Origin of the sequence: Pedobacter antarcticus (genome assembly GCF_900112985.1) — a bacterium.
Classification (GTDB): Bacteria; Bacteroidota; Bacteroidia; order Sphingobacteriales; family Sphingobacteriaceae; genus Pedobacter; species Pedobacter antarcticus.
The window spans coordinates 17,935-43,927 of record NZ_FONS01000009.1; the positions used below are offsets into that span (position 1 = coordinate 17,935).

Annotated in this window: 19 protein-coding genes; 15 read left to right on the forward strand and 4 right to left on the reverse strand. The window is 42.7% G+C overall.

Annotation, left to right across the window (positions count from 1 at the left end; genetic code table 11):
- Positions 1 to 26: 26 nt before the first annotated feature.
- Complete coding sequence (locus tag BM192_RS16020; protein ID WP_051759521.1) at positions 27 to 1,919, reverse strand: M1 family metallopeptidase; 1,893 nt, start codon at positions 1,917 to 1,919, stop codon at positions 27 to 29.
- A gap of 136 nt (positions 1,920 to 2,055) precedes the next feature.
- On the opposite strand from BM192_RS16020, the gene BM192_RS16025 reads away from it, so the two are divergent.
- The 5 genes from BM192_RS16025 (at position 2,056) to BM192_RS16045 (ending at position 9,363) form a co-directional block, all read left to right on the forward strand.
- Positions 2,056 to 2,244 carry a hypothetical protein gene (locus BM192_RS16025; protein ID WP_037438036.1) on the forward strand — a complete coding sequence of 63 codons (189 nt, stop codon included), beginning with the start codon at positions 2,056 to 2,058 and terminating at the stop codon, positions 2,242 to 2,244.
- Between the two features lie 119 nt (positions 2,245 to 2,363).
- Entirely contained in the window at positions 2,364 to 3,239 is an 876-nt protein-coding gene (locus BM192_RS16030; protein WP_037438037.1) for a universal stress protein, read from the forward strand.
- Between the two features lie 112 nt (positions 3,240 to 3,351).
- Complete coding sequence (locus tag BM192_RS16035; protein ID WP_051759522.1) at positions 3,352 to 3,666, forward strand: DUF6660 family protein; 315 nt, start codon at positions 3,352 to 3,354, stop codon at positions 3,664 to 3,666.
- Between the two features lie 83 nt (positions 3,667 to 3,749).
- Entirely contained in the window at positions 3,750 to 8,165 is a 4,416-nt protein-coding gene (locus BM192_RS16040) for a CusA/CzcA family heavy metal efflux RND transporter (protein ID WP_037438044.1), read from the forward strand.
- Complete coding sequence (locus tag BM192_RS16045) at positions 8,149 to 9,363, forward strand: efflux RND transporter periplasmic adaptor subunit (RefSeq protein WP_037438038.1); 1,215 nt, start codon at positions 8,149 to 8,151, stop codon at positions 9,361 to 9,363. Before BM192_RS16040 ends, BM192_RS16045 begins: the two co-directional genes overlap by 17 nt.
- Before the next feature lie 87 nt (positions 9,364 to 9,450).
- On the opposite strand, the gene tkt is transcribed toward BM192_RS16045, so the two are convergent.
- Both tkt and BM192_RS16055 read right to left on the reverse strand, forming a co-directional pair.
- A complete protein-coding gene (gene tkt, locus BM192_RS16050) occupies positions 9,451 to 11,457 on the reverse strand; it encodes a transketolase (protein ID WP_074964049.1) in 2,007 nt (668 codons plus the stop codon).
- Between the two features lie 59 nt (positions 11,458 to 11,516).
- Positions 11,517 to 12,695, reverse strand: a complete 1,179-nt coding sequence (locus tag BM192_RS16055; RefSeq protein ID WP_081857463.1) for an aldose epimerase family protein — start codon at positions 12,693 to 12,695, stop codon at positions 11,517 to 11,519.
- A gap of 147 nt (positions 12,696 to 12,842) precedes the next feature.
- Here BM192_RS16055 and BM192_RS16060 point away from each other — a divergent pair, with 147 nt between their 5' ends.
- From BM192_RS16060 to BM192_RS16080, 5 genes are all read left to right on the forward strand, one after another.
- Entirely contained in the window at positions 12,843 to 13,550 is a 708-nt protein-coding gene (locus BM192_RS16060; protein WP_037438423.1) for an NUDIX hydrolase, read from the forward strand.
- Between the two features lie 234 nt (positions 13,551 to 13,784).
- On the forward strand, positions 13,785 to 15,461 hold the full coding sequence (locus tag BM192_RS16065) for a ribulokinase (protein WP_037438534.1): 1,677 nt from the start codon (positions 13,785 to 13,787) through the stop codon (positions 15,459 to 15,461).
- A gap of 5 nt (positions 15,462 to 15,466) precedes the next feature.
- Entirely contained in the window at positions 15,467 to 16,165 is a 699-nt protein-coding gene (gene araD / locus BM192_RS16070; RefSeq protein WP_037438424.1) for an L-ribulose-5-phosphate 4-epimerase AraD, read from the forward strand.
- 10 nt (positions 16,166 to 16,175) lie between these two features.
- A complete protein-coding gene (gene araA, locus BM192_RS16075; RefSeq protein WP_037438425.1) occupies positions 16,176 to 17,678 on the forward strand; it encodes an L-arabinose isomerase in 1,503 nt (500 codons plus the stop codon).
- A 30-nt stretch (positions 17,679 to 17,708) separates the two neighbouring features.
- The gene (locus BM192_RS16080; RefSeq protein WP_037438426.1) at positions 17,709 to 19,394 is read left to right on the forward strand and encodes a sodium:solute symporter family transporter; all 1,686 of its coding nucleotides are present in this window, start codon (positions 17,709 to 17,711) and stop codon (positions 19,392 to 19,394) included.
- A 471-nt stretch (positions 19,395 to 19,865) separates the two neighbouring features.
- On the opposite strand, the gene BM192_RS16085 is transcribed toward BM192_RS16080, so the two are convergent.
- The gene (locus tag BM192_RS16085) at positions 19,866 to 20,123 is read right to left on the reverse strand and encodes a hypothetical protein (RefSeq protein ID WP_037438427.1); all 258 of its coding nucleotides are present in this window, start codon (positions 20,121 to 20,123) and stop codon (positions 19,866 to 19,868) included.
- Positions 20,124 to 20,279: 156 nt separating this feature from the next.
- Here BM192_RS16085 and ileS point away from each other — a divergent pair, with 156 nt between their 5' ends.
- The 5 genes from ileS to BM192_RS16110 all read left to right on the forward strand — a co-directional run bounded on the left by ileS (position 20,280) and on the right by BM192_RS16110 (position 25,983).
- Positions 20,280 to 23,675, forward strand: coding sequence for an isoleucine--tRNA ligase (gene ileS / locus BM192_RS16090; RefSeq protein WP_037438428.1), 3,396 nt, complete (start codon positions 20,280 to 20,282; stop codon positions 23,673 to 23,675).
- Positions 23,676 to 23,680: 5 nt separating this feature from the next.
- Positions 23,681 to 24,064 (forward strand): TraR/DksA family transcriptional regulator, encoded by a 384-nt coding sequence (locus BM192_RS16095; protein ID WP_037438429.1) that lies wholly within the window; start codon positions 23,681 to 23,683, stop codon positions 24,062 to 24,064.
- Positions 24,064 to 24,666 carry a lipoprotein signal peptidase gene (locus BM192_RS16100; protein ID WP_037438430.1) on the forward strand — a complete coding sequence of 201 codons (603 nt, stop codon included), beginning with the start codon at positions 24,064 to 24,066 and terminating at the stop codon, positions 24,664 to 24,666. Before BM192_RS16095 ends, BM192_RS16100 begins: the two co-directional genes overlap by 1 nt.
- A gap of 129 nt (positions 24,667 to 24,795) precedes the next feature.
- Positions 24,796 to 25,503: an SIMPL domain-containing protein gene (locus BM192_RS16105; protein WP_037438431.1), complete on the forward strand. Its 708-nt coding sequence runs from the start codon at positions 24,796 to 24,798 to the stop codon at positions 25,501 to 25,503.
- A 171-nt stretch (positions 25,504 to 25,674) separates the two neighbouring features.
- On the forward strand, positions 25,675 to 25,983 hold the full coding sequence (locus BM192_RS16110; RefSeq protein ID WP_037438432.1) for a seryl-tRNA synthetase: 309 nt from the start codon (positions 25,675 to 25,677) through the stop codon (positions 25,981 to 25,983).
- Positions 25,984 to 25,993: the final 10 nt, after the last annotated feature.

The following is a 25,993-nucleotide window of genomic DNA, read 5'->3' on the forward strand; positions in this document are numbered from 1 at the left end:
TGAAAGGTTTTTTTTATGCCTGGTTTTTATCTGGCCTCCCACATATTATCGAGCGGATTGACGTCGGCATCAAAATTATCACCCAGCACAATTCGTTTCAATTGCTTTTTTGCAGAGAAATTAAAAGTGACACTTCGCTTACCATCCTTCCAGCAGGCTATACTGGCATTAAGAATTTGGGTAGTTCCGTCTTTAAATAAAACAGTGAGATGTATGGGTATTGGTGATGTACCTACATTACCAACAACGACTTTATGACTGGCGCCCTTACTACTAACTTTACTAATAGCCAGGTCAGGAACTCCTTTTTCAAAATACCAGCTTTTCCAAAACCAGTCCAGATTTACGCCAGTACCGGTATTCATCGTATAGAAAAAATCATAAGGTGTCGGATGTTTTCCTGCCCACTCTTTAATATAGTGTCTCAGTCCTTTAAGGAATATTTTATCCCCGAGCATTTCCTTCAGATAATGGAGCCCCAGGGCTGGTTTCAGATCTTTGTCCATATACCTCGCCTTACCGGAAAGCTGAGAAGTAAGTGTCATTAGCGGCAGATCTTCCTCAGTGCCCGAATACTTATTGATATCACTGATATCGTGCTTAAACTGACCGGTATCAACCATAGGATAGAGCAGAAACTCAGATAGCGTAGCCCAGCCTTCGTCCATAAAAGAATATTTTGTCTCGTTTACTCCGACATAAAAAGGGAACAGTGTGTGAAATATCTCATGCATAGTAAATTGAATGACTTCCTGTTTATCTTCAAAAGGCAAATTATTTACCATCATCGGATACTCCATGGCATCTAAACCTTCGAATATCGTAATATGGGGATAAGGGAAAGGCAGAGCCGGAAACTGATAGCTCATTGCAGCGACAGTTTTGTGGGCATAATTAATTACCGGTTCAAAAACTTTATGTTCTGGATTAAACACCGTATTCACGGTTGTACGTCTCTGCGTAACCGGGTCGACGACCAGGCTCGACGCTTTCCACACATAATGATTACTTATTGCAAATGCCAGATCAGTTACATGGCTGGCCTTAAACTTCCAGGTATTAGTCTTATTTTTTCTGGTCACCATACCGGATTTAAGATCCTGTACCGTAGTAATATCAAGAATTTCGCCGCTCTTTCCAGATTCGGCTATGCGTGCTGCAGTTTTCTCCGAATAAACGTCATTTGTATTCTGCAGCTCGCCTGTCGCCCATACCTGATAATCTCCGGGCACGGTAATCTCTGCATTGAAATTACAATAATCATTATAAAACTCGACCCGCCCGGTATAGGGATATTCATTCCAGCCGTCTATATCATCATAAACTGCTATGCGCGGGAAAGAATAAGCGATAAAAAAGGCGCCCGGCTCAACTTGGCCTGTCCTGACAAAAGAGCCTTCGTTTAAAATATAGTTGTAATCAATTTCTACATGTACCTTTTCATGAGGAGGTATTTTCACACCCCGCACATACATATTTGTACTTCTGATACTCCGCTTTGTACTGTCCTGCGTCTGGTTATTAATCGTAACAGCATCGATCTTCACGCCACTGGTCAAATCTTTTGCAGAAACCGGAACGGTCCGCATCGCCTCTTTCTGATATAAATTCGGATAGAGTTTAAAAACCAGTTGCCGCAAGGTATCCGGACTATTATTCATATAATCGATTTCTACTTTTCCTTTCAACAAACGGCTGGCTGGATCAAATTCAATCTTTAACTGATAATCTGCACTATTTTGCCAGTATTTTTTACCGGCGGCACCGGATAAATCTCTCGTGCCTTTTTTATAAGCTGAAGATATGTTTGGTGGAATAGGCAGTACAGTTTGGGAGACCGCGCCATAACCCGTAACAAAAAAGAGCAGCAACAACGGCAATCCGGCAACAAAAACACGACTCCTATTGCTGTTATTCATAATTCATAAGATTTTAATTGAACCTGGTATAAAACTAAACATTCAGCAGGATTATCCCGATAATAATGTTTTAGCTCTTTCACTGGTTTTTAAAAATTTGAAACACATCGAGATCATAAATGTTAAAAGAGTTATTATGGAAGAAGAAAAGAACGCACAACAAAATCAGGAAGATGTGAACCCAACAAGTCAGTTTGATAAACTTGTTAAAGAACAGGCTGAAGAGGCTCTTCCAGATACAACAGGTACAGGATCAAACAGAGAAGTGTTTAACGGAAGTTCCCTAATTATCAAAAAGGATGAGGAATCCGCTGATCAGGAATAAAACCTGATCAGCATCACTTATATTACTGACAGAAATCAACAACAAACAAATGCTGTTTTATAACTTTATAGTATGGTAGCACGTCTCAGCGGATATGCACCTGCTAAAATACAGCAATCATGAAAACATTGACCGTACTCACCGATTTCTCTCCAAGATCAGAAAATGCAGCAATCTACGCCTTGCATATGGCTGCTTCTATTCACGCGGATTTATTATTGTTTCATGCTTTTGAACTGCCGGTCGCAGAAAGCATGGGGATGCCGGTGGCCTGGCCGCCGGAAGTTTATGATGAATTCAGAGAAAGTGCTATCAGTGAACTTACTTTACAGGCGAAGAAACTGGAAACGTTGCTTACGCTGACTGACACCACCTATAAACCGAAAATCACTTACCAGTTCCAGGATGGCCCCCTGTTTCTTCAACTCGATAAATTATTCACAGACCGCAATAACCTGATGCTGGTAATGGGCAGTCACAAAAAAGGATTATCAGGCCTGATCGGGGGAAATCATATGGCGGCCGTAATGGAAGGCACCAACAGACCTGTGCTGATAGTGCCTGAGCATGCCGTTTATAGCAAACTTTGTAAAATCGGTTTTGCCACAGATTTAAGCCACAGTGATATTGCCGTAATTTCTTCCCTCGCGACATTGGCTACACATACTAAAGCAGAAATCATGCTGGCACACATTCATGCCCCTTTAACAGTAAACGCCAAACCAGGTGAACAGGTGAGAAATTTTCTGGAAGAGGTAGCTACACATATCAATTATCCAAAAGTATACTACCGCAGTGTAGAAGAAGAGCATTTACAAGAAGGACTAAGCTGGTTATCTACAGAAGTAAGCTGCCATATTCTGGTGATGGTACATAGACAAAAAACTTTCCTGGAAAATCTCTTTGGAAAGAGCGACACCAGCAAATTTGCCAGCGAGACCAGGTTACCTTTATTAGTTTATCCAGACCCGGCAATTCATCTACCTGTTTTTTAAGTTAAAACAAAATACAGTATCTGACAGTTAAAAGACAATCGTATTTTAGCATTCCGGCTTAAATCAGATATATTTGTCGTGCTGAATATAAACAGCTCATAAATATTGTTTTATGCGGATAATTGCACTTTTCTGTTTAATGATGGTCAGCTTGCTGAATTTCGTGCCTTGTGCCGATGAGCAACCTGTACCCTCAGGCATAGAAGTAACCCTCAAGGTCGCTGTGCAAAACCATGAAAACGCCTTATCTGCAGATCACTGTTCTCCCTTTTGCAACTGCACCTGCTGTGCAACGTCCAGTATTGCGAAAATTATGAGCCTCACTTCTACTCCGGTGAAGGAACACCAGACTAATACACGTCCTTACCAGGCAGGAAAATATATCGAAATCAGTATGCCCGTCTGGCAGCCGCCGCAAATAGCCTAAGCATCTAATCCAGCCAATTCATTGGCTTATCTTGTTATTTTTTGCTTATTGCAGCCCTTCTGGCTGCTATTATAACCATTTTTATGTTTGACCGTATTATCTCGTTCTCTATCAGGAACAAGGTAGCTATCGGGCTAATGACCTTTGGACTCATCCTTTGGGGCATTTATTCTATCTATCATTTACCGATAGATGCACAGCCGGATATTACCAATAACCAGGTACAGATTATATCCCAGGCACCAAGCCTGGGTGCACAGGAAGTAGAACAATATATTACCGCTCCTATCGAACTTTCCATGGCCAATATTCCGGGCATACTGGAAAAAAGATCTGTTTCCCGCTCAGGAATCTCTGTAATCACCCTTGTTTTTAAGGATGAAACTGATATCTACTGGGCACGTCAACAGGTCAATGAACAATTAAAAGAGGCGGAGGCCAATATTCCGCCAGCTCTCGCCAAGACCATCTTGGCTCCCATAACTACGGGATTGGGAGAGATTTACCAATATGTCCTCCACACTAAAAAGGGCTACGAGGGAAAATATAGTGCGACCGATCTGCGTACCCTGCAGGATTGGCTGGTGAGAACCCAGCTGGCAGGAACACCGGGCGTAGCCGAAGTAAGCGGTTGGGGCGGCTTTGTGAAGCAATATGAAGTTGCGCTTGACAATGACAAGCTAAATGCAATGGGCCTGACCATTCCAGAGATATTCACCGCACTGGAAAAGAACAACGAAAACACGGGCGGCTCCTATATTGAACAGCAGAATAATGTGTATTTCATCCGCGGCACCGGTCAGGTTGCTTCCCTGGAGGAAATCGGAAGTATTGTCGTCAGGAATATTGCCGGCAGGCCGGTTTTAATCCGTGATATTGCTAAAGTTCAGTTTGGAAGCGCCACCCGTTATGGCGCGGTTACCCGGAATGGGGAAGGTGAAGCAGTAGCAGGGGTTACTTTAATGCTGAAGGGTGAAAACTTTAATGATGTCATTAAGGCTGTAAAAACCCGTATGGCACAAATCCAGAAATCACTTCCCGAAGGTGTCGTTATTGAACCGATCATTGACCGGACGGAGTTAGTCGGCCGTGCCATGAGCACCGTAAAAACCAATCTGATGGAGGGCGCGCTGATTGTGATCCTGGTTCTGGTTTTGTTATTGGGTAATCTGCGGGCAGGACTTGTAGTTGCCTCTGTTATTCCGCTCGCCATGCTTTTTGCTTTCGCTATGATGCGGCTCTTCGGTGTATCCGGGAACCTGATGAGTCTTGGTGCTATAGATTTTGGGTTAATCGTGGATGGCGCAGTCATTATCGTTGAAGCTATAGTCTTCCGTCTAAGCACCCGAAAAAATGAAAGCGGAAAAATCAGGCTTACACAAAAAGAAATGGATGAAGAGGTCTATCAGGCGTCTTCCAGAATAAGAACCAGCGCTTCTTTTGGTGAACTGATTATTCTGATTGTTTATCTGCCGCTATTTGCCCTGATGGGCATAGAAGGTAAAATGTTCCGTCCCATGGCTGAAACTGTCGTATTCGCCATTTTAGGAGCATTTATCCTCTCACTTACCTATGTACCAATGATGAGCGCCTTGTTTCTCAGCAAAAACACCGTACATAAGGAGAGCTGGTCTGATCGTATGATAGTCCATTTACAGCGGTATTACCACAACGCATTAGTTAAAGTTCTGCGTATCCGAACCTTTATCGTTTCGATTACTTTAGTGCTTTTCGTCTTGTCAATCTGGTTTTTCAGCCGGATGGGCGGCGAATTTATTCCTGTTCTGGAAGAAGGCGATCTGACCGTAGAAATTTCGATGATGCAGGGTACCTCATTATCCGAAGTCGTAAGTACGTTTGGCAAAGCAGAGGCCTTACTGAAAGCTAAGTTCCCCGAGGTTAAACAAGCGGTTACCCGGATCGGAAGTTCGGAGATTCCGACAGATCCTATGCCACTGGAAAGGGGCGATATGATGTTGTCTATGCTACCTAAATCAGATTGGACTTCTGCAAAGACGCGCAACGAGATGATGGAAAAGATGGAGGAAGAGCTTGAACTGATTCCTGGAATTCAAGTAGAAATTACTCAGCCAATGCAAATGCGTTTTAACGAGCTCATGACTGGAATCCGCCAGGATGTTGCTATTAAAATTTTTGGGGAAGATCTGGATGTTCTGGCTGTCCAGGCAGAACAAATTTCTAAACTTATCGCACCTGTAAAAGGTGTATCAGAGCCTTATATCGAAAAAGTAAGTGGCCTGCCCCAGATTACGGTTAACTATAACCGGAATAAGATTGCCCAGTATGGATTGAATATCAGCGATGTGAATATGATCCTGCGAACTGCATTTGCCGGGAGCGTCTCCGGAGTTGTTTTTGAGGGGGAGAAAAGGTTTGATCTGGTCGTAAGGCTGCAAGAGGAACTCCGGAATAATATTACCGATGTAGAAAACCTGCTGATTCCGCTGCCCTCCGGACATCGCATCCCGCTAAGCCAGGTAGCAGATATCGGCTTCAAGGAAGCTCCGGCTCAAGTGAGTCGCGAGGATGGCAAACGCCGGATCTTCGTAGGTTTTAATATTAGTGGCCGGGATGTAGAGAGTACAGTGAAAGAAATTAGAACGCTGATTGATCAGAAAGTGAAGCTGCCAACTGGATACTTCATTACCTATGGTGGCCAGTTCCAAAACCTCCAGGCAGCCAAGCAAAAGTTATCACTTGCAGTTCCTGCCGCCTTGCTTTTAATTCTTGCCTTACTTTACCTGACTTTCCGTTCGGTGAAACAAAGTCTGCTGATTTTTACCGCCGTTCCTCTTGCCGCAATGGGCGGTATTGTTGCATTGCACCTGCGGGATATGCCTTTCAGCATCTCAGCAGGAGTTGGCTTTATCGCTCTTTTTGGCGTCGCAGTACTAAATGGAATTGTATTGATCGGTTCTTTCAACCAATTGAAAGCAGAGGGTGTAGCCGATATTTACGAGCGGGTATTGGAAGGTACGAAGATTCGACTTAGACCTGTCTTAATGACCGCAGCCGTAGCCTCGTTTGGCTTCCTGCCTATGGCTTTATCAGGTAGTGCAGGAGCAGAAGTACAACGCCCACTGGCCACAGTAGTTATCGGAGGACTGTTAATGGCTACCTTTCTGACACTATTCGTTCTACCTTGCCTTTATATCCTGTTCAGCGGAAAAGACGAGAGTAAAGGGCTGGGTAAAACAGGTAAAACCCTGGCAGTATTATTTCTTGTGCTGGCAGGTACGGGCACAATTCAGGCACAGGATTTCCGCTCTAAACCTGTACAGACAGAACTAGCTGCGGATACGCAGCTAAACCAGCTGCTGGAAGATGCCGCAACCGGTAACCGGCAGCTTAAGCAGGCCGGTTTAACCATTGAACAGGCCAAAGCCCTGCAAGGTTCCGGAACCGACCTCCCTAAAACTGTATTCACTCTCAGTCAAGACCCAACTGGCGGCGGAAACAATGACAATGCGATTAGCATCAGCCAGGAATTTTCATGGCCAGGATTATATACCAGTCAGCATAAACTATTGGAAAGTCAGACGGGTCTTGCTGTTAACGCCGGCAAAATGACGACAATGGAAGTGCGCAAAGCAATTACCCAGGCATATTACAGTCTGCTGCATGAGCTGGAAACTATCCGCTTGCTAAATTATCAGGATAGTATCTACCAGGATTTTCGGGAAAAGGCGGCTTCCAGATTTAAAACGGGTGAGACCTCCAGCCTGGAATTGATGACGGCAAAACAAAAATATCAGGAAATCCGATTGTTATTAATGAGAACTATCGCTGCCAAAGATCAGCAGCAGCGTATTCTGGAACAGTTGACAGGCAAATCTTTATCAATCAGACTGCCGGCTGCAGGTTTACCTTTATTACAATACAAATCTGTCAGTAAGGAAGTCTTAAGCAATAATCCGCAGCTGCTGTATGCACAACAGCAGATTGAGGTCATATCTGGAAAAATAAAAGTAGAAAAGGCCAGGCTTATGCCCGATTTTAATGTCGGCTACAGCCAGCAAATGCTTATTTCAGGCTTTAACCCGGCTAATATATCCAGAACCTATTTTCCAGGGACCAGGATAGCAGGCTTCCAGGCAGGAATTGCAGTCCCACTTTGGTTTAAAGCAGGCAAATCAAAGATTAGTAGTGAGAAAATTGCACTGCAGGTTGCCATGCAAACACTGGAGCAAGACAGGTCGCTGCTGGAACTCAAATATGTACAGGAGCAGGAACAAGCCCAACTTTCTGCCAAAGAGCTGGCATGGTACTTATCTGAGGGCCTACTTCAGGCAGAGGAACAGCTGCGTATTGCCCAGGTATCTTTCCGTTTGGGAGAAATCGGATACATGGAATATGTGCAACATCTGTCTGCAGTGGTCCAGACAAGACTGTCTTATCTGGAAGCCGCAGACCGCAGCAATCAATCGGTTATTCAGTTACACTATTTAAAAGGAGAAAAAAATGAAGCATCTAATTAAAGTCACCCTGCTCCTGCTTTTCGTTCCCTTCCTCTTACTGCAAAGCTGTCAACAGGGAAAAGGAGAAAATGCAGAAGCTTCTCATGAAGAACATGGGCATGAGGAAGAAGAAATAGCGCTGAATGAAGCGCAGATGAAAGCTGTTGGCATAAAACTAGGCACTGTGTCTATGAAAAACCTACATACCGTAGTCAAAGCGAACGGACAGCTTGCAGTTCCGCCGCAAAACAGGGCAAATGTAAGTGTATTATCAGGTGGGATAATCAGTAATATCTCTGTGCTGGAAGGCGAACAAGTGCGTAAGGGACAGTTCCTTGCCAGTATTGAGAATCAAGACCTGCTAAAAATACAGCAGGACTACCTTTCTGCAAAAAACAGTTTTAGTTATACGTCTGCCGAATATGAGCGGCAAAAGCAGTTGCGTCAGGCTGGGGCGGGTACCGGCAAATTCTTTCAGTCTGCAGAAGCGGCCTACTTATCTGAAAAGTCTGGTATTGCTGCAATTGAAAATCAATTACGCCAGCTAGGTATTTCTCCGGGAGAGGTTTCTGCAGGAAAAATGAAACATGGTTTTCCACTGCGTTCTCCAATCTCGGGTACCATCGGGAAGATCACTGCAAATACCGGCTCTTTTATTCAGCCTGGCACTTCAGTAATGGAAGTTGTTGATAATTCCAAGATTCATTGTGACCTGATTGTGTTCGAAAAGGATCTGATGAAAGTTAAAAATGGTCAGGAAGTAAACTTTCAGCTTACTAATCAGGATGATCAGCAGGTAACGGGTCGTATTACCGGTATCAACAAATCTTTTGAAGATGAAAGTAAGGGCGTAACTGTCCATGCTGTTATAGATAATCAGGCAGGAAAGAATCTTATTCCGGGGATGTATGTAACCGCATTAATTAATATCGGGCAAGAGCACACCACAGCCGTTCCACAGGATGCTGTAGTTAGATCGGCAGGACGTGAATATATTTTTGTAGTTGATAATCATCAGAAAGAGGATCAAGGTAAGCGCGAAACTAAAGCAGGTTCGAAAGAAGTTCATTTCAGAAAACTTGAAGTGAAAACGGGCACTGCCGAACTGGGCTTTATCCAGATCAGTCCGCTTGAAACGCTTTCTGAAGATGCAAGGATCGCAACTAAAGGTGCATTTTATCTGCTTTCAAAAATTACCGGCGGCAGTGATTCTCACTAATGGGTGAGGTAGCTATCTTAACAAAGATATATAATTAAAAAAGGCGCTGAGATTTTGTCTCAGCGCCTTTCACCTTATTACGAATGGTTAATCCAGCAGTGCTTTCGCTTTGTTGATCACATTCTCTTTTGTAAAACCAAATTCCTTATACAGATCCTCTGCCGGAGCAGATTCACCAAAGGTATGCATAGCCAGGATATCTCCTTCATCTGTAACATATTTATGCCAGCCTAAAGGGGAACCGGTCTCAACGGCGAGTCTTTTACGGATATTTTTCGGAAAAACGGACTCCCTATAAGCAGCATCCTGCTTTTCAAATAACTCCCAGGAAGGCATGCTTACTACTCTAACAGGAATTCCGGCAGCTTCCAAATCTTGTTGTGCTTCCAATATAAGCGCAACTTCGGAACCTGTAGCAATCAGTATCAGTTTCGCCTCGGCAGATGCTTCAGAAAGAATATAAGCTCCTTTTTCCAATCCTTCTGCTTTTCCATATTTCTGCTGATCCAAGACGGGAAGACCCTGACGGGTTAAGACCAGTACCACCGGACCATCATTATGTTCCAGCGCAACCTTCCATGCTTGTGCAGTTTCATTTGCATCTGCAGGCCTGATTAAAGTAATATTGGGAATTGCTCGTAATGCGATTAATTGCTCAACAGGCTGGTGAGTTGTGCCATCCTCTCCTAAACCTATACTATCGTGTGTATAGATAAATATAGGTCTGATCTTCATAATGGCGGCCAGCCTGATCGGAGGACGCATATATTCAGAGAATATTAGAAATGTAGCTCCGTATGGAATTACACCGTCGGTTAGTGCCATACCCACAAGTGCCGACCCCATAGCGTGCTCCCGGATTCCAAAATGAAGATTCCTCCCGCCCCTGTCTTCGCTGCTAAAGCTGGTGAATTTCTTCAATAATGTCTCAGTGGACGGTGCAAGATCAGCCGCGCCACCAATTAATCCCGGCAGCTTATCAGCAATCGCATTCAAAACTTTTCCTGAGGCTACACGGGTAGCCATTTTATCTTTGGATGGTTCAAATACAGGAAGCTGATCCTTCCAACCTTCCGGCAACTGTTTTTTTCTGGCAAGTGTATACTCAGCAGCCAGGTCGGGAAATTCCTGTTCATAGGCAGCAAAGAGTTCATCCCATTTCTGATTAGTCGTTTTACCTTTGTCTCCAGCTTTTTTATAAAAATCTGCAACTTCAGCAGAAACTTCAAAAAAGGATTCAGGGTCAAAACCGAAACCTTCTTTGACCAGTTTAATTTCATCAGGACCAAGGGGCGAACCATGTGCTCCGGCAGTATTTACTTTATTCGGACTACCATAAGCGATCTGTGTACGGACTTTAATCAGGGATGGTTTCTGTGTCTCGAGTTGTGCATTACGAACCGCATTCTGAATAGCTGTCAGATCATTTCCATCCTCCACCACCTGAACATGCCAGTTATAAGCCTCAAATCTTTTAGCGACATCCTCATTAAAAGATATTGCTGTATCGCCTTCAATGGATATATGGTTGTCATCATACAGATAAATCAGGTTACCGAGCTCAAGATGCCCGGCAAGCGATGCTGCTTCCGAAGTTACTCCCTCCATCATATCTCCATCGCTGCAAATGGCGTATATTTTATAGTTAAAAATCGGGAAGCCTGGTTTATTATACCGGGCAGCCAAATGCTTCTGCGCAATGGCAAAACCGACTCCATTAGCAAACCCCTGCCCAAGCGGACCGGTCGTGACATCCACACCATCGATCAATCCATGTTCGGGGTGTCCGGCAGTTTTACTGTGCAGCTGCCTGAAATTTTTCAGATCATCTATGCTGACATCAAATCCGGTTAGGTGCAATAAGCTATACTGCAACATACAGCCATGACCAGCAGAAAGGATAAACCTATCCCTGTTTGCCCATTCAGGGTTTCCAGGATTATAATTCATCGTATGTGCATACAGCACATGACCCATTGGCGCAGCTCCCATAGGCATTCCGGGGTGACCGGAATTAGCCTTCTGCACTGCATCTATTGATAACACGCGAATCGTATCGACCGCTTGTTGTTCTAAGTTGTTTTCTGACTCCATATCAAATAATTAGGTGTACAATTAAACAATCACATTCGCGCTGTTTTGTTTTCTAAGGTTTATTTTTTGACAGAAAACTTATAGACAGTTGTGGAATTAAGTGTTTTACCTGGCTCTAAAATGGTAGAGGGAAATGATGCCTGATTCGGTGAATCCGGGAAATGCTGTGTTTCCAGACAGAAAGCAGAACGGTATCCGTAACGGCCTTTTCCTTTTCCATTATCTTTTTCACCCGTCATAAAGTTTCCGGTGTAGAACTGTACGCCTGGCTCGTCGGTAAGCACTTCCATTTCGATCCCTGTTTTTGGGCTGCTTACTATCGCGGCCTGCTTCAGACCTGCCCCTTTTCTCAATACAAAATTGTGATCATATCCTTTACCATTTTTAAGCTGAGCATCGTCTGCATCAATCCGCTCTCCTATTGGCGTTGGTTTGGTGAAATCGAAAGGTGTACCCACAACTTTAGCCAGCTTGCCGGTTGGTATCAGAGCGGTATCAACAGGTGTATATTCATCAGCATTTAATTGAACGATATGGTCCAATACCGATGGATCACCAGCGCCGTTCAGATTAAAAAAGGAATGATTAGTGAGATTAACTGGCGTGGCTTTATCTGTTTTTGCTTCATAAGCGATCTTTAAAGAATGATCATCCTGTAGCGTATAGGTAACTTTAACCTGTAAATTACCAGGATAACCGCCTTCGCCATCTTTGGACGTATAACTAAGTTCCAGGGTTTGCGGATCTACCTGCACGCCGGTCCAAACTTTGGCCTGGTAACCATCAGTTCCACCATGCAATGAGTTTAAGCCATTATTTACCTGCAGCTGATAGCTCTTACCATTGAGGGTGAATTTCCCTTTTGCTATACGGTTCCCATATCTGCCGATCAGGGCGCCATAATAAGATTCCGGTTGTTCCTGGTAAGGTCCGATAGCATCATGGCCCAGGACTACGTCGACGAGTTGATCTTTATTATCTTTTACAAGCAGCGACACTACCCGGCCACCATAATTGGTAATTGCGGCTTCATCGCCACTTTTATTTTTTAATACGTATAAATGAGTTGCCTGTTCATTATATTTTCCCTGAAAAGCCAGCGAATCGGGCAGAGCTACTGCAGCAGAACTATGGTTCAGCGAGTCTACCGCTGATTGCTTAGCGGGTTCAGAAGTACAGGCAGTAGATAATCCTGCAAATAATACCACTGCAGGAAAGACGTAACGGTTCAATTTCATAATTACATGTTTATATTTAGCAAAAGCAAATTAGTCAAATTTATATTAACTGTCATAACAACAATTAATATAAATTCTTCATATTTTGCGTAAAAATTATTAATATCAAATTTAGTCATTATATCTAATTAGCCTAAAACACCACTAATGACCGACGCTACGAATAAAAAACGCATACTTGTTGCTATAGATTGTATCATCTTCGGTTTCGATGGTGAACATTTAAAAATCCTGCTGATCAAAAGGGGCTTTGCACCCGAGCAAGATAAATGGAGTCTGATGGGTGGTTTCATTAATCCCGACGAAGGCATGGATGAGGCAGCCAACAAGATTCTGCTTCAGTTGACCGGACTGGACGGAGTTTATCTGGAACAACTACATGCTTTTGGCCGTCCAGACCGTGACCCGATGGAACGTGTAGTTTCTGTAGCCTATTTTGCTTTAATTGATATTCATAAATATGAGACACAACTCAGTGACCAGTACCATGCCGAATGGTTTCTGATTAACGAAATGCCGAAGCTGATCTTTGATCATGATGAAATGGTGGAAATTGCCAAACAGAAAATCAGGTATAAAGCTGCACTCCACCCGCTGTTATTTGAGCTGTTACCGCGCAAATTCACTATCCCGCAGCTGCAAAGTTTATACGAAGGCGTATACAATACGAAAATTGACAACCGTAATTTTATACGTAAACTAACTTCTACAGGCCTGCTGATCAAGCTGGAAGAGAAAGATAAATCTAACTCTAAAAAAGGTGCTTTCTATTTCAAACTAGACAAGAAAAAATATAAAGCCAAGTTCCAGGCTTTTCTGAATTTCATTCCTAATCCGGAAAACCTGATTAGTTAATCTTTATGGCCGGCAATCGCCGGCCATTTCTTTTTTCGTCATTTCATCCCATAATCTTTCCTGAAACAGTAATCAGACAAGTTTTGATTACCAGTCCGCCGCATTTCTCTTGCGACACTGAAAAAAAATTATCTGCTTTTTTCTCAAATAATTTCGTTTACCAAATAAATAAACGTTAATTAGACATTTATAAATCTGATGGTATATCCATTAGCTAACCAAATTATAAAACTGATGAAAACAGACCAATATGTTATCGGGGTTGACTACGGTTCAGATTCTGTCCGTTCCGTCCTGATCAACGCAACGAACGGAAAAGAAATTGCTTCTTCGGTATTCAACTATCCCCGCTGGAAACAGGGTTTATATTGTGACCCCTCCGGCAACCAGTTTCGCCAGCATCCGCTGGATTATACGGAAGGACTCATCTATACGATAAAATCATGTCTGGCACAGGCGGAAGAAAAGGATATTGCCTCGGCCGTACGGGCTATTGCAGTAGATACAACCGGATCGACACCCGTAGCAGTGAACGAAGCCGGGGTCCCACTCGCATTATTACCAGGATTTGAAGATAATCCTCATGCTATGTTCGTACTATGGAAAGACCATACTGCTGTTAAAGAAGCTGCACAAATCAATGCGCATGCAGTCAAATTTGATACAAATTACCTCTCCTATTGCGGCGGCATTTATTCCTCGGAATGGTTCTGGGCAAAACTGCTCCGTACCTTACGCGCAGACGCAGCGGTTCGTGAAGCTTGCTATTCCTGGGTAGAACATTGTGATTGGATCCCTTTTCTGCTAACCGGAGGAACCAGCGTAACCAGCATGAAAAGAAGTCGCTGTGCTGCAGGACACAAAGCACTTTGGGCAGAGGAATTTGGGGGACTGCCACCTGAAGAATTTTTCAGTTCACTGGATCCCCTATTAAATGGCTTCACCTCAAGATTATTCAAAGAAACATATACTTCCGATATCTCTGCCGGTACCCTTTCAGAAGAATGGGCAGAAAAGCTAGGCCTGCACACTGCAGTTCAGGTCGGCGTAGGCGCTTTTGATGCACACATGGGTGCTGTTGGTGGGCAAATCGAACCTTATCATCTCAGTAAGGTAATGGGTACATCAACCTGTGATATTCTTGTCGCCCCTGCGGCTGATATCAACGGTAAACTTATCCACGGTATCTGCGGCCAGGTCAATGGATCTGTGATTCCCGGAATGACAGGTCTGGAGGCAGGGCAATCGGCTTTCGGTGATACTTATGCCTGGTTCCGACAACTATTGTCATGGCCATTAAAAAACCTGCTTGCGCAATCAACCTTGATCGATGCGGCAACTGCTGCTGCACTGGAACAGGAATTGACTGACCGGCTAATTCCTGAATTAAGCAGACAGGCTGCGCTACTGCCATTATCTGCTGACGATGAGCTTGGTCTGGACTGGTTTAACGGAAGAAGGACACCAGATGCCAATCAGGAATTAAAAGGTGCACTGATTAACCTGGATCTGGGCACCGATGCGCTCCGAATGTTCCGTGCACTAGCGGAAGCCACCTGTTTCGGTGCCAAAAACATTGTAGATCGTTTTACCAGCGAAGGTATCCCCGTAAAGGGAATTATAGGCATCGGCGGTGTGGCGAAGAAGTCACCTTATATTATGCAGATGATGGCTAATGTTCTCAATATGCCAATACGCATTCATCAGTTCGAACATACCTGCGCATTAGGCGCCGCCATATTTGCCGCAGTAGTTGCCGGGATTTATCCCACTGTGGAAGAGGCGATGAAGGGCATGGGAAGTGGATTCGACGCAGTCTATGAACCAGAACCAGAAAAGGTGGGGTATTATGAGTCCAGATTTGGTCAGTATCTGGCTTTGGGAAATTTTATTGAACAACATCAACCTTAAATCAAATGAATAACTACGAAGATATCAGGGAAGAGGCCTATGCAGCGAATATGCAGTTGCCAGCCTTTGGACTAGTACTTTTTACTTTTGGAAATGCCAGTGCCGCAGACCGGAAAAAAGGAGTTTTTGCGATTAAACCAAGCGGGGTTCCTTATTCAGAATTGTCACCGGAAAAAATGGTTATCGTAGATTTTGACGGTCAAACTGTCGAAGGGAATCTACGTCCCTCTTCAGATACGCAGACACATGCCGTACTTTATAAGCACTGGTCGGAAGTAGGCGGAATTGTTCATACCCATTCTACTTACGGAACAGCCTGGGCCCAGGCATTGGAACCAATCCCGGTCTTTGGCACCACTCATGCTGACCACACGACACTTGCAGTACCCTGCGCGCCGCCGATGGATGATAAAAAAATCAGTGGTAATTATGAATATGAGACTGGCTTCCAGATTATGGAACACCTGGAAATTTCAGGACTGAACTATAAGGAAACGGAAATGATTCTAGTGGGTAACCACGCCCCTTTTACCTGGGGTAGCACTGTAGAGAAAGCCGTTTACAATAGCGCTGTTGTAGAAGAACTGGCCAGAATGGCTTTTCTCACTATGCAGATAAACCCTGCTGTTCAGCCAATGAAAGCAGCATTAATTAAAAAACATTACGAAAGAAAACACGGCTCGGACTCATACTACGGCCAATAAAAAAAATCAGATGACTATAAATCTTAAACAATCAGAAGCCTGGTTCATTACAGGAAGCCAGCATTTATACGGTGAGGAAACACTGAGACAAGTTGCTGAACATTCCATGAAAATTGCAGCCGCGCTTAATGACGCATCGGAAATACCCGTAAAAATTGTGTTTAAACCAACTGTTAAGACACATGAGGAAATTTATGAGGTCTGTCAACAGGCCAATCAATCAGAAAACTGCATAGGCATTATTGCCTGGATGCATACATTTTCACCGGCTAAAATGTGGATAGGCGGGTTAAAAATATTGCAAAAACCACTTTTACACCTGCATACCCAGTTTAACCGTGATATTCCATGGAGCACGATGGATATGGACTTTATGAATCTGAATCAAAGTGCGCATGGAGATCGCGAATTCGGTTTTATCATGTCCAGAATGCGCATTAACAGAAAAGTAGTTGCAGGTCACTGGGAAGATCCGGAATTACGGGCAGGTGTAGGTGCATGGCTTCGGGCTGCGGCTGGATGGGCAGACCTCCAGGGAGCAAAATTTGCACGTTTTGGTGATAACATGCGTAACGTTGCGGTAACTGAGGGCGATAAGGTTGAGGCAGAGATTAAGTTTGGCTACTCCGTAAATACTTATGGGATCGGCGATCTTGTTAAAGTTATAAACCAGACCTCAGATGCAGATATTGACCGTCTGGTTAAAGAATATGCCGACTCCTATGAACTGGCTGTAAACCTGCAAAAAGGAGCTGCACAGCATGCTTCTTTACGTGAAGCGGCCAAGATTGAAATAGGTCTGCGTAACTTCCTGCAAGACGGAAATTTCAAGGGATTCTCCGACACTTTCGAGGATTTGTATGGCATTAGCCAATTACCTGGAATTGCAGTACAGCGTTTAATGAGTGAAGGTTATGGCTTTGCCGGTGAGGGAGACTGGAAAACGGCAGCACTAGTCAGAACCATGAAAGTAATGGGCAGTGGTCTTAAAGGTGCGAATGCTTTCATGGAAGATTACACTTACCATTTTGAACCCGGCAACTCTTTTGTCCTGGGCTCACACATGCTCGAAGTTGATGCTGCATTAGCTAAAGGACCGATCAAATGTGAAGTTCATCCATTGGGGATAGGCGGGAAAGCAGATCCGGTAAGACTGATCTTTAACGCAGAGAATGGTCCGGCATTAAATGCTTCTATAGTAGATATGGGTAACAGGTTCCGAATGCTCGTAAATGTAGTTGATGGCGTCCAGCAGGAGCATGAATTGCCAAAACTGCCGGTTGCCAGAGTATTGTGGAAACCACAACCCGATATGAAAACGGGGTGCGCAGCGTGGATTTACGCCGGAGGTGCACACCATACCTGCTATAGCGAAAACCTGACTGCAGAACACCTAACCGATTTCGCGGGCATGGCGGGCATTGAATACGTTGGTATCGATAACCATACGCAAATTCAGCAACTGCAGAATGACCTTAGATGGAATGATGCCTATTACCAGTTAAACAGATAAATCCAGGAATTACCTAACCAAATATACTTTATGAGCAATAGTTTAGTGACTGCAGATTATGTGGTCTTCATTATCTACTTTCTGGTTGTATCAGGATACGGCTACTCGATATACCATAAAAGGAAAAAAGATGAACAGGATGCGAAAGCATTCTTCCTGGCTGAAGGCACATTAACGTGGTGGGCTATCGGAGCTTCACTAATAGCATCCAATATATCGGCTGAGCAATTCATCGGTATGAGTGGCGAAGGATTTTTCCTTGGTATTGCTGTAGCTGCCTATGAGTGGATTGCAGCCATTGCCCTAATTATTGTGGCTGTCTGGTTTATCCCGGTCTACCTCAAAAATAAGATTTATACCATGCCACAATTTCTCCAGACCCGGTATAATGAATCCGTAGCCTTAATTATGGCTATTTTCTGGTTATTTTTGTATGTCTTTGTTAACCTGACGTCCATTCTTTATCTCGGTGCAGTCGCCATTAATGGCCTGACAGGAGGAGGTTATCTGCATATCATTATGATTGCACTGGCTGTCTTCGCACTGTTTATTTCATTAGGAGGAATGAAAGTAGTGGCGTACACAGACGTAATCCAGGTGGGCGTTCTGATTCTGGGCGGATTAGTTACCACTTATATCGCATTAACAGTAGTTGGTGAGAAATTCGGCGTGGGCAGCAATGCAATTGCTGGTTTTAATGTGCTGATGGAACAAGCTCCGGAGCATTTTAAAATGATTATTCCAAAGCCTACTGCAGAATCGACACAAAACGAGATCAGCAAATACCTGACGTTCCCCGGACTGGCTTCTTATGTTGCAGGAATCTGGATCATCAATCTAAATTACTGGGGCTGCAATCAGTATATTACACAACGCGCGCTGGGTGCCGATCTGCATACTGCAAGAACGGGAATTCTGTTCGCAGGGTTACTTAAATTATTAATGCCCTTAATAGTGATGCTTCCAGGTATAGCTGCATATGTTCTTTACAAAGGCGGCCATCTCCCGCAGCTGATAGGCGGCAAGGACGGTGCATATTCTGCAGTACTCACGTTCCTCCCTACCGGACTGAAAGGACTGTCTGTGGCAGCACTTACAGCTGCTATCGTAGCTTCTCTTGCCGGAAAGGTAAACAGTATCTCAACCATCTTCACATTAGACGTATATTCAAAGTATTTCAAAAAAGATGCGAATGAAAAAGAACTTGTATTGGTGGGAAGGACTACCGTATTTGCGGGGCTGATTCTGGCAATACTTTTCACTTGGAATGACGTCCTGGGCATTGGCGGTGTGGGTGGATTCACCTATATACAGAAATATACAGGATTTATCAGCCCAGGTGTATTTGCTATGTTCTTTTTAGGAATGTTCTGGAAAAGAACTACTGGTTCTGCGGCTATTGCCGGCGTCCTTGCGGGTTTCATTTTCTCTGTGTTTTTCAACGAGTTTGCCCCTGCGGTGATGGGTAATGAAAATATACTCTACACTGCATATCCGAATGGAAACGGCGGTTATGAAATTCCTTTTCACATCTGTATGGGATTATCGTTCGGCTTCACAATGCTGATTATGATTGTGATGAGTTTTGCAGGACCTAAAATTAATCCGAAAGCATTTGAACTGGACAAATCCATGTTTAAAGTTAAACCTTCAACCATGGCATTGATTATCCTTACGCTTTTAATCATCACTGCCCTTTACGTAAAATTCTGGTAAAGGCTCAAACTGTCAAAATTTCAACGAAATAAAAAAGAGCCTGTATCATTGAAGTAAACCCCAAAAGTTGGACAGATTAGAAAATTAAGTTTTTTGTGCAAGAGCTCGGTATTCCACCGGGCTCTTTTTTATTTCGTTGAGAAAGTATGGAATCTGCATTCACATTCGGATATCGTTAAAGGTTAAAACGGTGTTGATAGGGTATTGATACGGTGTTGAGTCGGTGTTGATATACCCAATTACCGACTGAATACCCTGTCAATACCGGCTCAATAGCCTTTTAGCGTAAAGCAAGCTAACCGGTATACTTATTTCAGGAATGAACAACATGGTTAAGGTTAGGCAGATCTTAAGTTCAAACATTGCTATGGCCTAAAGAACTAATTGTGAAAATTAAAAATAAAGGCTCCGGATTTATTCCGGAGCCTTTATTTTTAATTGAAATTCTATATATTTTAGAACAGGTTTACATTATTCTTGTAAATTCTGTTTTTCTTCAGCCTGTACCGGAACTTCAGGGTCAAGTTCCACACAGCCTTCTTTATCCTTACGTGAAAACAAGATTGGATAAAGAAAGAGGAACCCTCCTAGCATGAACAAAAAACCTGAAAGTTCAAGCAGGTATTTACTCCAGCTACTATCCTCATCGCTCATTAAATATGTCACAAGAGCCACAACAGCCAATAAAATAGCAATTAAAGCTTTTTGAAGTTTCATTGTTTTGATCATGATGCAGGTGTTGAGGTTAATTTCTGGCAGTAAATATATATATCAAAAATCAAACTAGCTGAAGAATCTGAGTTCCAATGTAATTCTTGACACTTCTACTATTTTTCATTCTTAATACGTAACTTTGCATCCTTATTTTTTTAAGATACTGGATTGATGTATAGGGAATTTAAACAATTAGAACTGCCTAAAATAGGTAAAGAGATACTGGAATTTTGGAAAGCGGAAAATATCTTTGAGAAGAGTATTTCTACCCGCTCTAAAGCTAACCCATTTACTTTTTATGAAGGTCCGCCTTCCGCAAACGGCATGCCTGGTATCCACCACGTTATGGCCCGTGCTATTAAAGATATCTTTTGCCGTTACAAGACCCTGAAAGGTTTCCAGGTGAAACGTAAAGGCGGATGGGATACGCATGGTTTACCAATCGAACTTGCTGTTGAAAAGAAACTAGGTATTACAAAGGTAGACATCGGTACTAAAATCACTGTGGAAGCTTATAACGCTGCCTGCCGTGAAGAAGTTATGCGTTATACAGATATCTGGAATGACCTGACTGAAAAGATGGGTTACTGGGTAGACCTGGAAAAACCATATATCACTTATGAAAATGAGTATATCGAATCACTGTGGTGGATCTTAAAGACATTTTACAATAAAGGACTGCTTTATAAAGGATATACCGTACAGCCTTATTCCCCGGCTGCAGGTACTGGCCTGAGCTCTCATGAGCTTAATCAGCCAGGAACCTACAAAATGTTGAAAGACACTTCGATCACGGCACAGTTCTTTATTAAAAAAGATCAGGAACATCCACTGATGTCAGTTCTGTTCAGTAATGAGCAGGAAGAAACAGCGATTATCGCCTGGACAACTACACCATGGACTTTACCATCCAACGGTGCACTGGCAGTAGGTGAGAAAATTGCTTATATTAAAGTGGCAACTTTCAACCCTTATACCTTCAAACCCGTTAGCCTGGTGCTCGCAAAAGATCTACTTGCCAAACATTTCAAAGCTGATGCGAAAGACCTTGATTTTACGGCCTATAAAGGAGGCGATAAACTGATCCCCTGGACAGTTACAGCTGAATTTACGGGTAAAGATCTTTGTGGCCTGAAATATCATCAGTTACTGGATTATGTAACTAATCCGGAACTGGAAGAAAAAGCATTCCGTGTAATTCCCGCAGATTATGTAACCACAGAAGACGGTACAGGTATCGTACACATTGCCTCTGTTTTCGGAGCAGACGATTTCCGGGTTGCCAAAGAGAATGGCGTACCGGCAGTTATGGTGAAAGACGAGCAAGGCAATGAACTTCCGTTAGTGAATAAACTAGGTAAATTCGTAGACGAAGTAACAGATTTCGCTGGGAAATATGTCAAGGAGGAATATTATACAGACGAAGAGCGTCAGGCATCCGATTTCAAACCGACCGATGTATTAATCGCGATTAAGCTGAAAGAAGATAATAAAGCCTTCGACGTTAAAAAATACGAACACAGTTATCCACATTGCTGGAGAACTGATAAACCGATCCTCTATTATCCACTGGACAGCTGGTTTATTAAAACGACTGCGGTAAAGGAGAAAATGGTGGCATTGAATAAAACCATCAATTGGAAACCTGAAGCTACCGGTACAGGCCGTTTTGGGAACTGGCTGGAAAATTTGGTAGACTGGAACCTTTCCCGTTCACGCTACTGGGGTACACCGCTTCCAATATGGAGAACTCAGGATGGAACGGAAGAGAAATGTATCGGTTCAATTGCAGAGCTGAATGCTGAAATTAAAATGGCTGTTGAGGCTGGGTTTATGGATGCCGCTTTTGAATTGAAAGATATGCACCGTCCTTTTGTAGATGATGTGATCCTGAAATCAGAAAAAGGTGAACGTATGTTCCGTGAGGCAGACCTGATTGACGTTTGGTTTGACAGTGGAGCTATGCCTTATGCACAGTGGCATTATCCGTTTGAAAATGCAGAAGAGTTTGAAAATTCATATCCTGCAGATTTCATTGCAGAAGGTGTAGATCAAACGCGTGGTTGGTTCTTCACCTTACATGCTATAGCAGTGATGTTGAGCGAAACCAGTGAAGAAATTAAAGCCGTGAATGCTCGTGTGGGTAACGGTGGAATCGCGTATAAAAATGTTGTTTCTAACGGTCTCGTACTGGATAAAAACGGCAATAAAATGTCTAAACGTCTCGGCAATGGTGTAGATCCATTCCATACGATTGACACTTACAGTGCAGATGCCACACGCTGGTATATGATCAGTAATGCTTCTCCCTGGGACAACCTGAAGTTTAACACAGAAGGCCTGGACGAAGTAAGAAGAAAATTCTTCGGTACTTTATATAACACCTATGCCTTCTTTGCACTGTATGCAAATATCGACAAATTCGAAATCGATCCGGAAAATGAGACACCTGTTCAAGACCGTAGTGAATTAGATCGATGGATTCTTTCTCTACTGCAAAAGCTGATCAATGAAGTTGACGAGAGCTACGCAACATATGAACCAACAAGAGCAGCCAGAGCAATCCAGACTTTTGTAGATGAGCATTTGAGTAACTGGTATATCCGTTTATCACGCCGTCGTTTCTGGAAAGGTGAAATGACAGACGATAAGAAAGCAGCTTATGAAACGCTGTATACTTGTTTGGTACGCATTTCTCAGCTAATGTCTCCCGTAGCACCATTCTTTGCAGACTGGTTATACCAGAACCTATCAGTAGGTAAGGCTGTTACTGCAGAACAATCTGTTCATTTGAGCCTATGGGAATCTGGCAACACCACACTGATCGACCAGGACCTGAACGAAAGAATGGAACTTGCACAACAGATCTCTTCAATGGTACTTTCATTGAGAAAGAAGATGAGTATTAACGTACGTCAACCATTAGCCAAGATCCTGATTCCTGTATTGGATAAAGGTTTTGAGCAAAAAGTTGAAAAGGTGAAAGATATCATTCTCTCCGAGACAAATATCAAAGACATTGAATTCATTACCGACACTGCCGGATTTATTAAAAAGAAGTTAAAACCAAATTTCAAGGCTTTAGGCCCGAAAGTTGGTAAGGATATGAAAACTGTAGCGGCTCTGCTAACTGCTTTGAGCCCGGAAGAACTGGCTGTCTTTGAAAAGGATGGCTTATTTAAAGTCCCTGGAACCAGCTATGAAATCCTGCTGGAAGACGTAGAAATTATCGCGGAGGATATTCCCGGATGGCAGGTAACTAACCTGGGCAGCCTGACGGTTGCACTTGATGTTACCATTACCGGAGAGCTTAAAGAAGAAGGCTTGTCAAGGGAACTGATTAACAGAATTCAGAACCTGAGAAAAGAGCTTAATTTTGAAGTTACAGACCGCATTACAGTAAGTTTACAACAGCATTCATTGATAAGTACTGCAGTAGAAAAGAATAAAGACTACATTTGCGCGGAAATTCTTGCCGATAACATTTCACTACAGACTGCTCTGGATGGAGGAAACAAAATAGTGATCGATGATGTTGAACTACAAATTTTGATTGCAAAACAATAATTACTATGGAAAAACCAACGAAAACACGCTACTCAGACCAGGAGCTTCAGGAGTTCAAAGAATTGATCCAGGAAAAATTACGCATGGCGAGGGAAGAATTCTTGTCTTTGACCAATTCCTTAAGCAGCCCTAATTCCAATGGAACTGAAGATACCTCTGGAACTTACAAAACGCTTGAAGATGGATCTGCTACTTTAGAGAAAGAACAATTGAACCAGCTTGCTGCCCGTCAGAAAAAATTCATCGAGAATTTGGAAGCTGCATTGGTACGCATCGAGAATAAAACTTATGGTATTTGCCGCGAAACCGGCAAACTGATTCAGAAAGAAAGATTACGTGCAGTTCCACATGCAACTTTAAGTATGGAAGCTAAATTGAAACAAGCATAATGAAAGGCTATACTAAACCGATACTTCTGATATTACTTGTGGTTTTGATTGATCAGCTTTCAAAGACGTGGATTAAAACCAATATGTTTATCGGGCAGGAATATAAAATTCTCGGCAACTGGTTTATTATCCATTTCACAGAGAATAACGGTATGGCATTCGGTATGGAGTTTGGCGGGGAGTTCGGAAAACTTGCCTTGTCACTCTTCCGTATTTTAGCCGTTGCAGGTATTGGTTACGGGCTTCATTATATGATTAAACATAAGTACCACAGAGGGCTCATCCTAAATGTGGCACTGATCTTTTCAGGTGCATTAGGCAACATTATAGATTCTGTGTTTTACGGAAGGATCTATGATTATGCTACACTATTCCACGGACGGGTAGTAGATATGCTCTACTTCCCCTTAATGGAGGGTGTATTTCCCAAATGGGTTCCAATCTGGGGAGGCGAAGAATACATCTTTTTCCGTCCGGTATTCAATATTGCTGATTCCGCCATATTTATTGGTGTAGTTACAATCCTGATTTTTCAAAAAACTTACTTCAAGGAAGAAGTCACAGAAGAAATTGGTCCTAACAACGAATTACTGGAAGACTAAACACACTAAAAACACTTATAGACTAAAGCTATCCTCCTGTAGGATAGCTTTTTTTGTGAATTTAAATCTAGTGTTATGGAAACGGCACGATTTTTACATCTATTCATTAAACACACAAAAATTAGTATCATGAAAAAATTATTAACCCTGGCTATCGTTGCCCTTTTCAGTTTCAATGCTCTGGCGCAAGCCGATTTACGTAAGAAAATATCTGTCAACGGTACTGCTGAGACCGAAGTTACCCCGGATATCATCTACCTGAGCATCTCACTTAAGGAGTATCTTAAAGATGGAAACAGCAAGAAAAAAGTTGAAATTAACGAATTAGAAACACAGCTTTTTAATGCCGTACAAAAAGCGGGGATTCCATCGGAAAACCTGATGATCAATAATTTATCCAGCTATAACACAATTGCTGAGAAAAAGAAAAACCCTGACTTTTTAGTAAGTAAACAATACCGACTAAAAGTAACTGACCTGAACAAATGGAACCAGCTAATGGCAGCGATTGACCCAAAAGGCATTGCTTATACTAACATTGAAAGCTTTGATTACTCCAAAATAGAAGCACTAAAAAAGGAATTAAAAATTAAAGCATTACAGAACGCTAAGGAGAAAGCTCAATATCTGGTTGAAGCAATAGGTTCTCAGCTTGGTGCGCCACTAGACATCCAGGAGATCAATAATGAGTCATTTCCACAGATGAACTACCGTTCAAGCCCAATGATGATGAAATCAATGGCTGAAGATTCTTCTGGTGGAATGGTATCCCCGGATATTGACTTCAAAAAAATCAAATTAAACTACCAGATGAATACTGTATTCGAAATTAAATAATGCCTATTGTAAACTACACTCCCTTCAGATAAATCGGGGTTATAGTAGCAATAGAATCAGTATAATGATTGAAAAAGGATGTTTATCACCCTTAAAAAGAACCTACCAGGAAATTGGTAGGTTTTTTGTTATCCAGAAATAACAATCATCTCCAATCAAAAATTTAGAACTATGAAAAAATTAATTTACTCCCTTACGCTGATTTTCATGTTAGGTATCAGTGTCAACACAGTTTCTGCTGCGACTACTAAAGATAAGGTAGAAATGACCGTCGAGCAGAAGGCAAAATTAGAAAGAATTACAAATCGTGTGGAAGAAATTAAATCCATGGATAAGTCTAATCTTTCCAAAGCAGAGAAAAAAGAACTGCGTAAAGAACTTAAGGAAATGAAACATCAGGCCCGTGCTTTAGGCGGAGGTGTTTATCTTTCTGTGGGTGCTATTATCATTATCATCCTGGTACTGATCCTGGTTCTGTAAGAATCACCAA

Coding starts and splice junctions, on each gene's coding strand:
- BM192_RS16020 (WP_051759521.1), bottom strand. CDS start 1,919: ATGAATAACAGCAATAGGAGTCGTGTTTTTGTTGCCGGATTGCCGTTG.
- BM192_RS16080 (WP_037438426.1), top strand. CDS start 17,709: ATGAGCAATAGTTTAGTGACTGCAGATTATGTGGTCTTCATTATCTAC.
- BM192_RS16040 (WP_037438044.1), top strand. CDS start 3,750: ATGTTTGACCGTATTATCTCGTTCTCTATCAGGAACAAGGTAGCTATC.
- BM192_RS16060 (WP_037438423.1), top strand. CDS start 12,843: ATGACCGACGCTACGAATAAAAAACGCATACTTGTTGCTATAGATTGT.
- tkt (WP_074964049.1), bottom strand. CDS start 11,457: ATGGAGTCAGAAAACAACTTAGAACAACAAGCGGTCGATACGATTCGC.
- BM192_RS16025 (WP_037438036.1), top strand. CDS start 2,056: ATGGAAGAAGAAAAGAACGCACAACAAAATCAGGAAGATGTGAACCCA.
- ileS (WP_037438428.1), top strand. CDS start 20,280: ATGTATAGGGAATTTAAACAATTAGAACTGCCTAAAATAGGTAAAGAG.
- BM192_RS16030 (WP_037438037.1), top strand. CDS start 2,364: ATGAAAACATTGACCGTACTCACCGATTTCTCTCCAAGATCAGAAAAT.
- BM192_RS16105 (WP_037438431.1), top strand. CDS start 24,796: ATGAAAAAATTATTAACCCTGGCTATCGTTGCCCTTTTCAGTTTCAAT.
- BM192_RS16035 (WP_051759522.1), top strand. CDS start 3,352: ATGCGGATAATTGCACTTTTCTGTTTAATGATGGTCAGCTTGCTGAAT.
- BM192_RS16100 (WP_037438430.1), top strand. CDS start 24,064: ATGAAAGGCTATACTAAACCGATACTTCTGATATTACTTGTGGTTTTG.
- BM192_RS16055 (WP_081857463.1), bottom strand. CDS start 12,695: ATGAAATTGAACCGTTACGTCTTTCCTGCAGTGGTATTATTTGCAGGA.
- BM192_RS16085 (WP_037438427.1), bottom strand. CDS start 20,123: ATGATCAAAACAATGAAACTTCAAAAAGCTTTAATTGCTATTTTATTG.
- BM192_RS16095 (WP_037438429.1), top strand. CDS start 23,681: ATGGAAAAACCAACGAAAACACGCTACTCAGACCAGGAGCTTCAGGAG.
- araA (WP_037438425.1), top strand. CDS start 16,176: ATGACTATAAATCTTAAACAATCAGAAGCCTGGTTCATTACAGGAAGC.
- BM192_RS16065 (WP_037438534.1), top strand. CDS start 13,785: ATGAAAACAGACCAATATGTTATCGGGGTTGACTACGGTTCAGATTCT.
- BM192_RS16045 (WP_037438038.1), top strand. CDS start 8,149: ATGAAGCATCTAATTAAAGTCACCCTGCTCCTGCTTTTCGTTCCCTTC.
- BM192_RS16110 (WP_037438432.1), top strand. CDS start 25,675: ATGAAAAAATTAATTTACTCCCTTACGCTGATTTTCATGTTAGGTATC.
- araD (WP_037438424.1), top strand. CDS start 15,467: ATGAATAACTACGAAGATATCAGGGAAGAGGCCTATGCAGCGAATATG.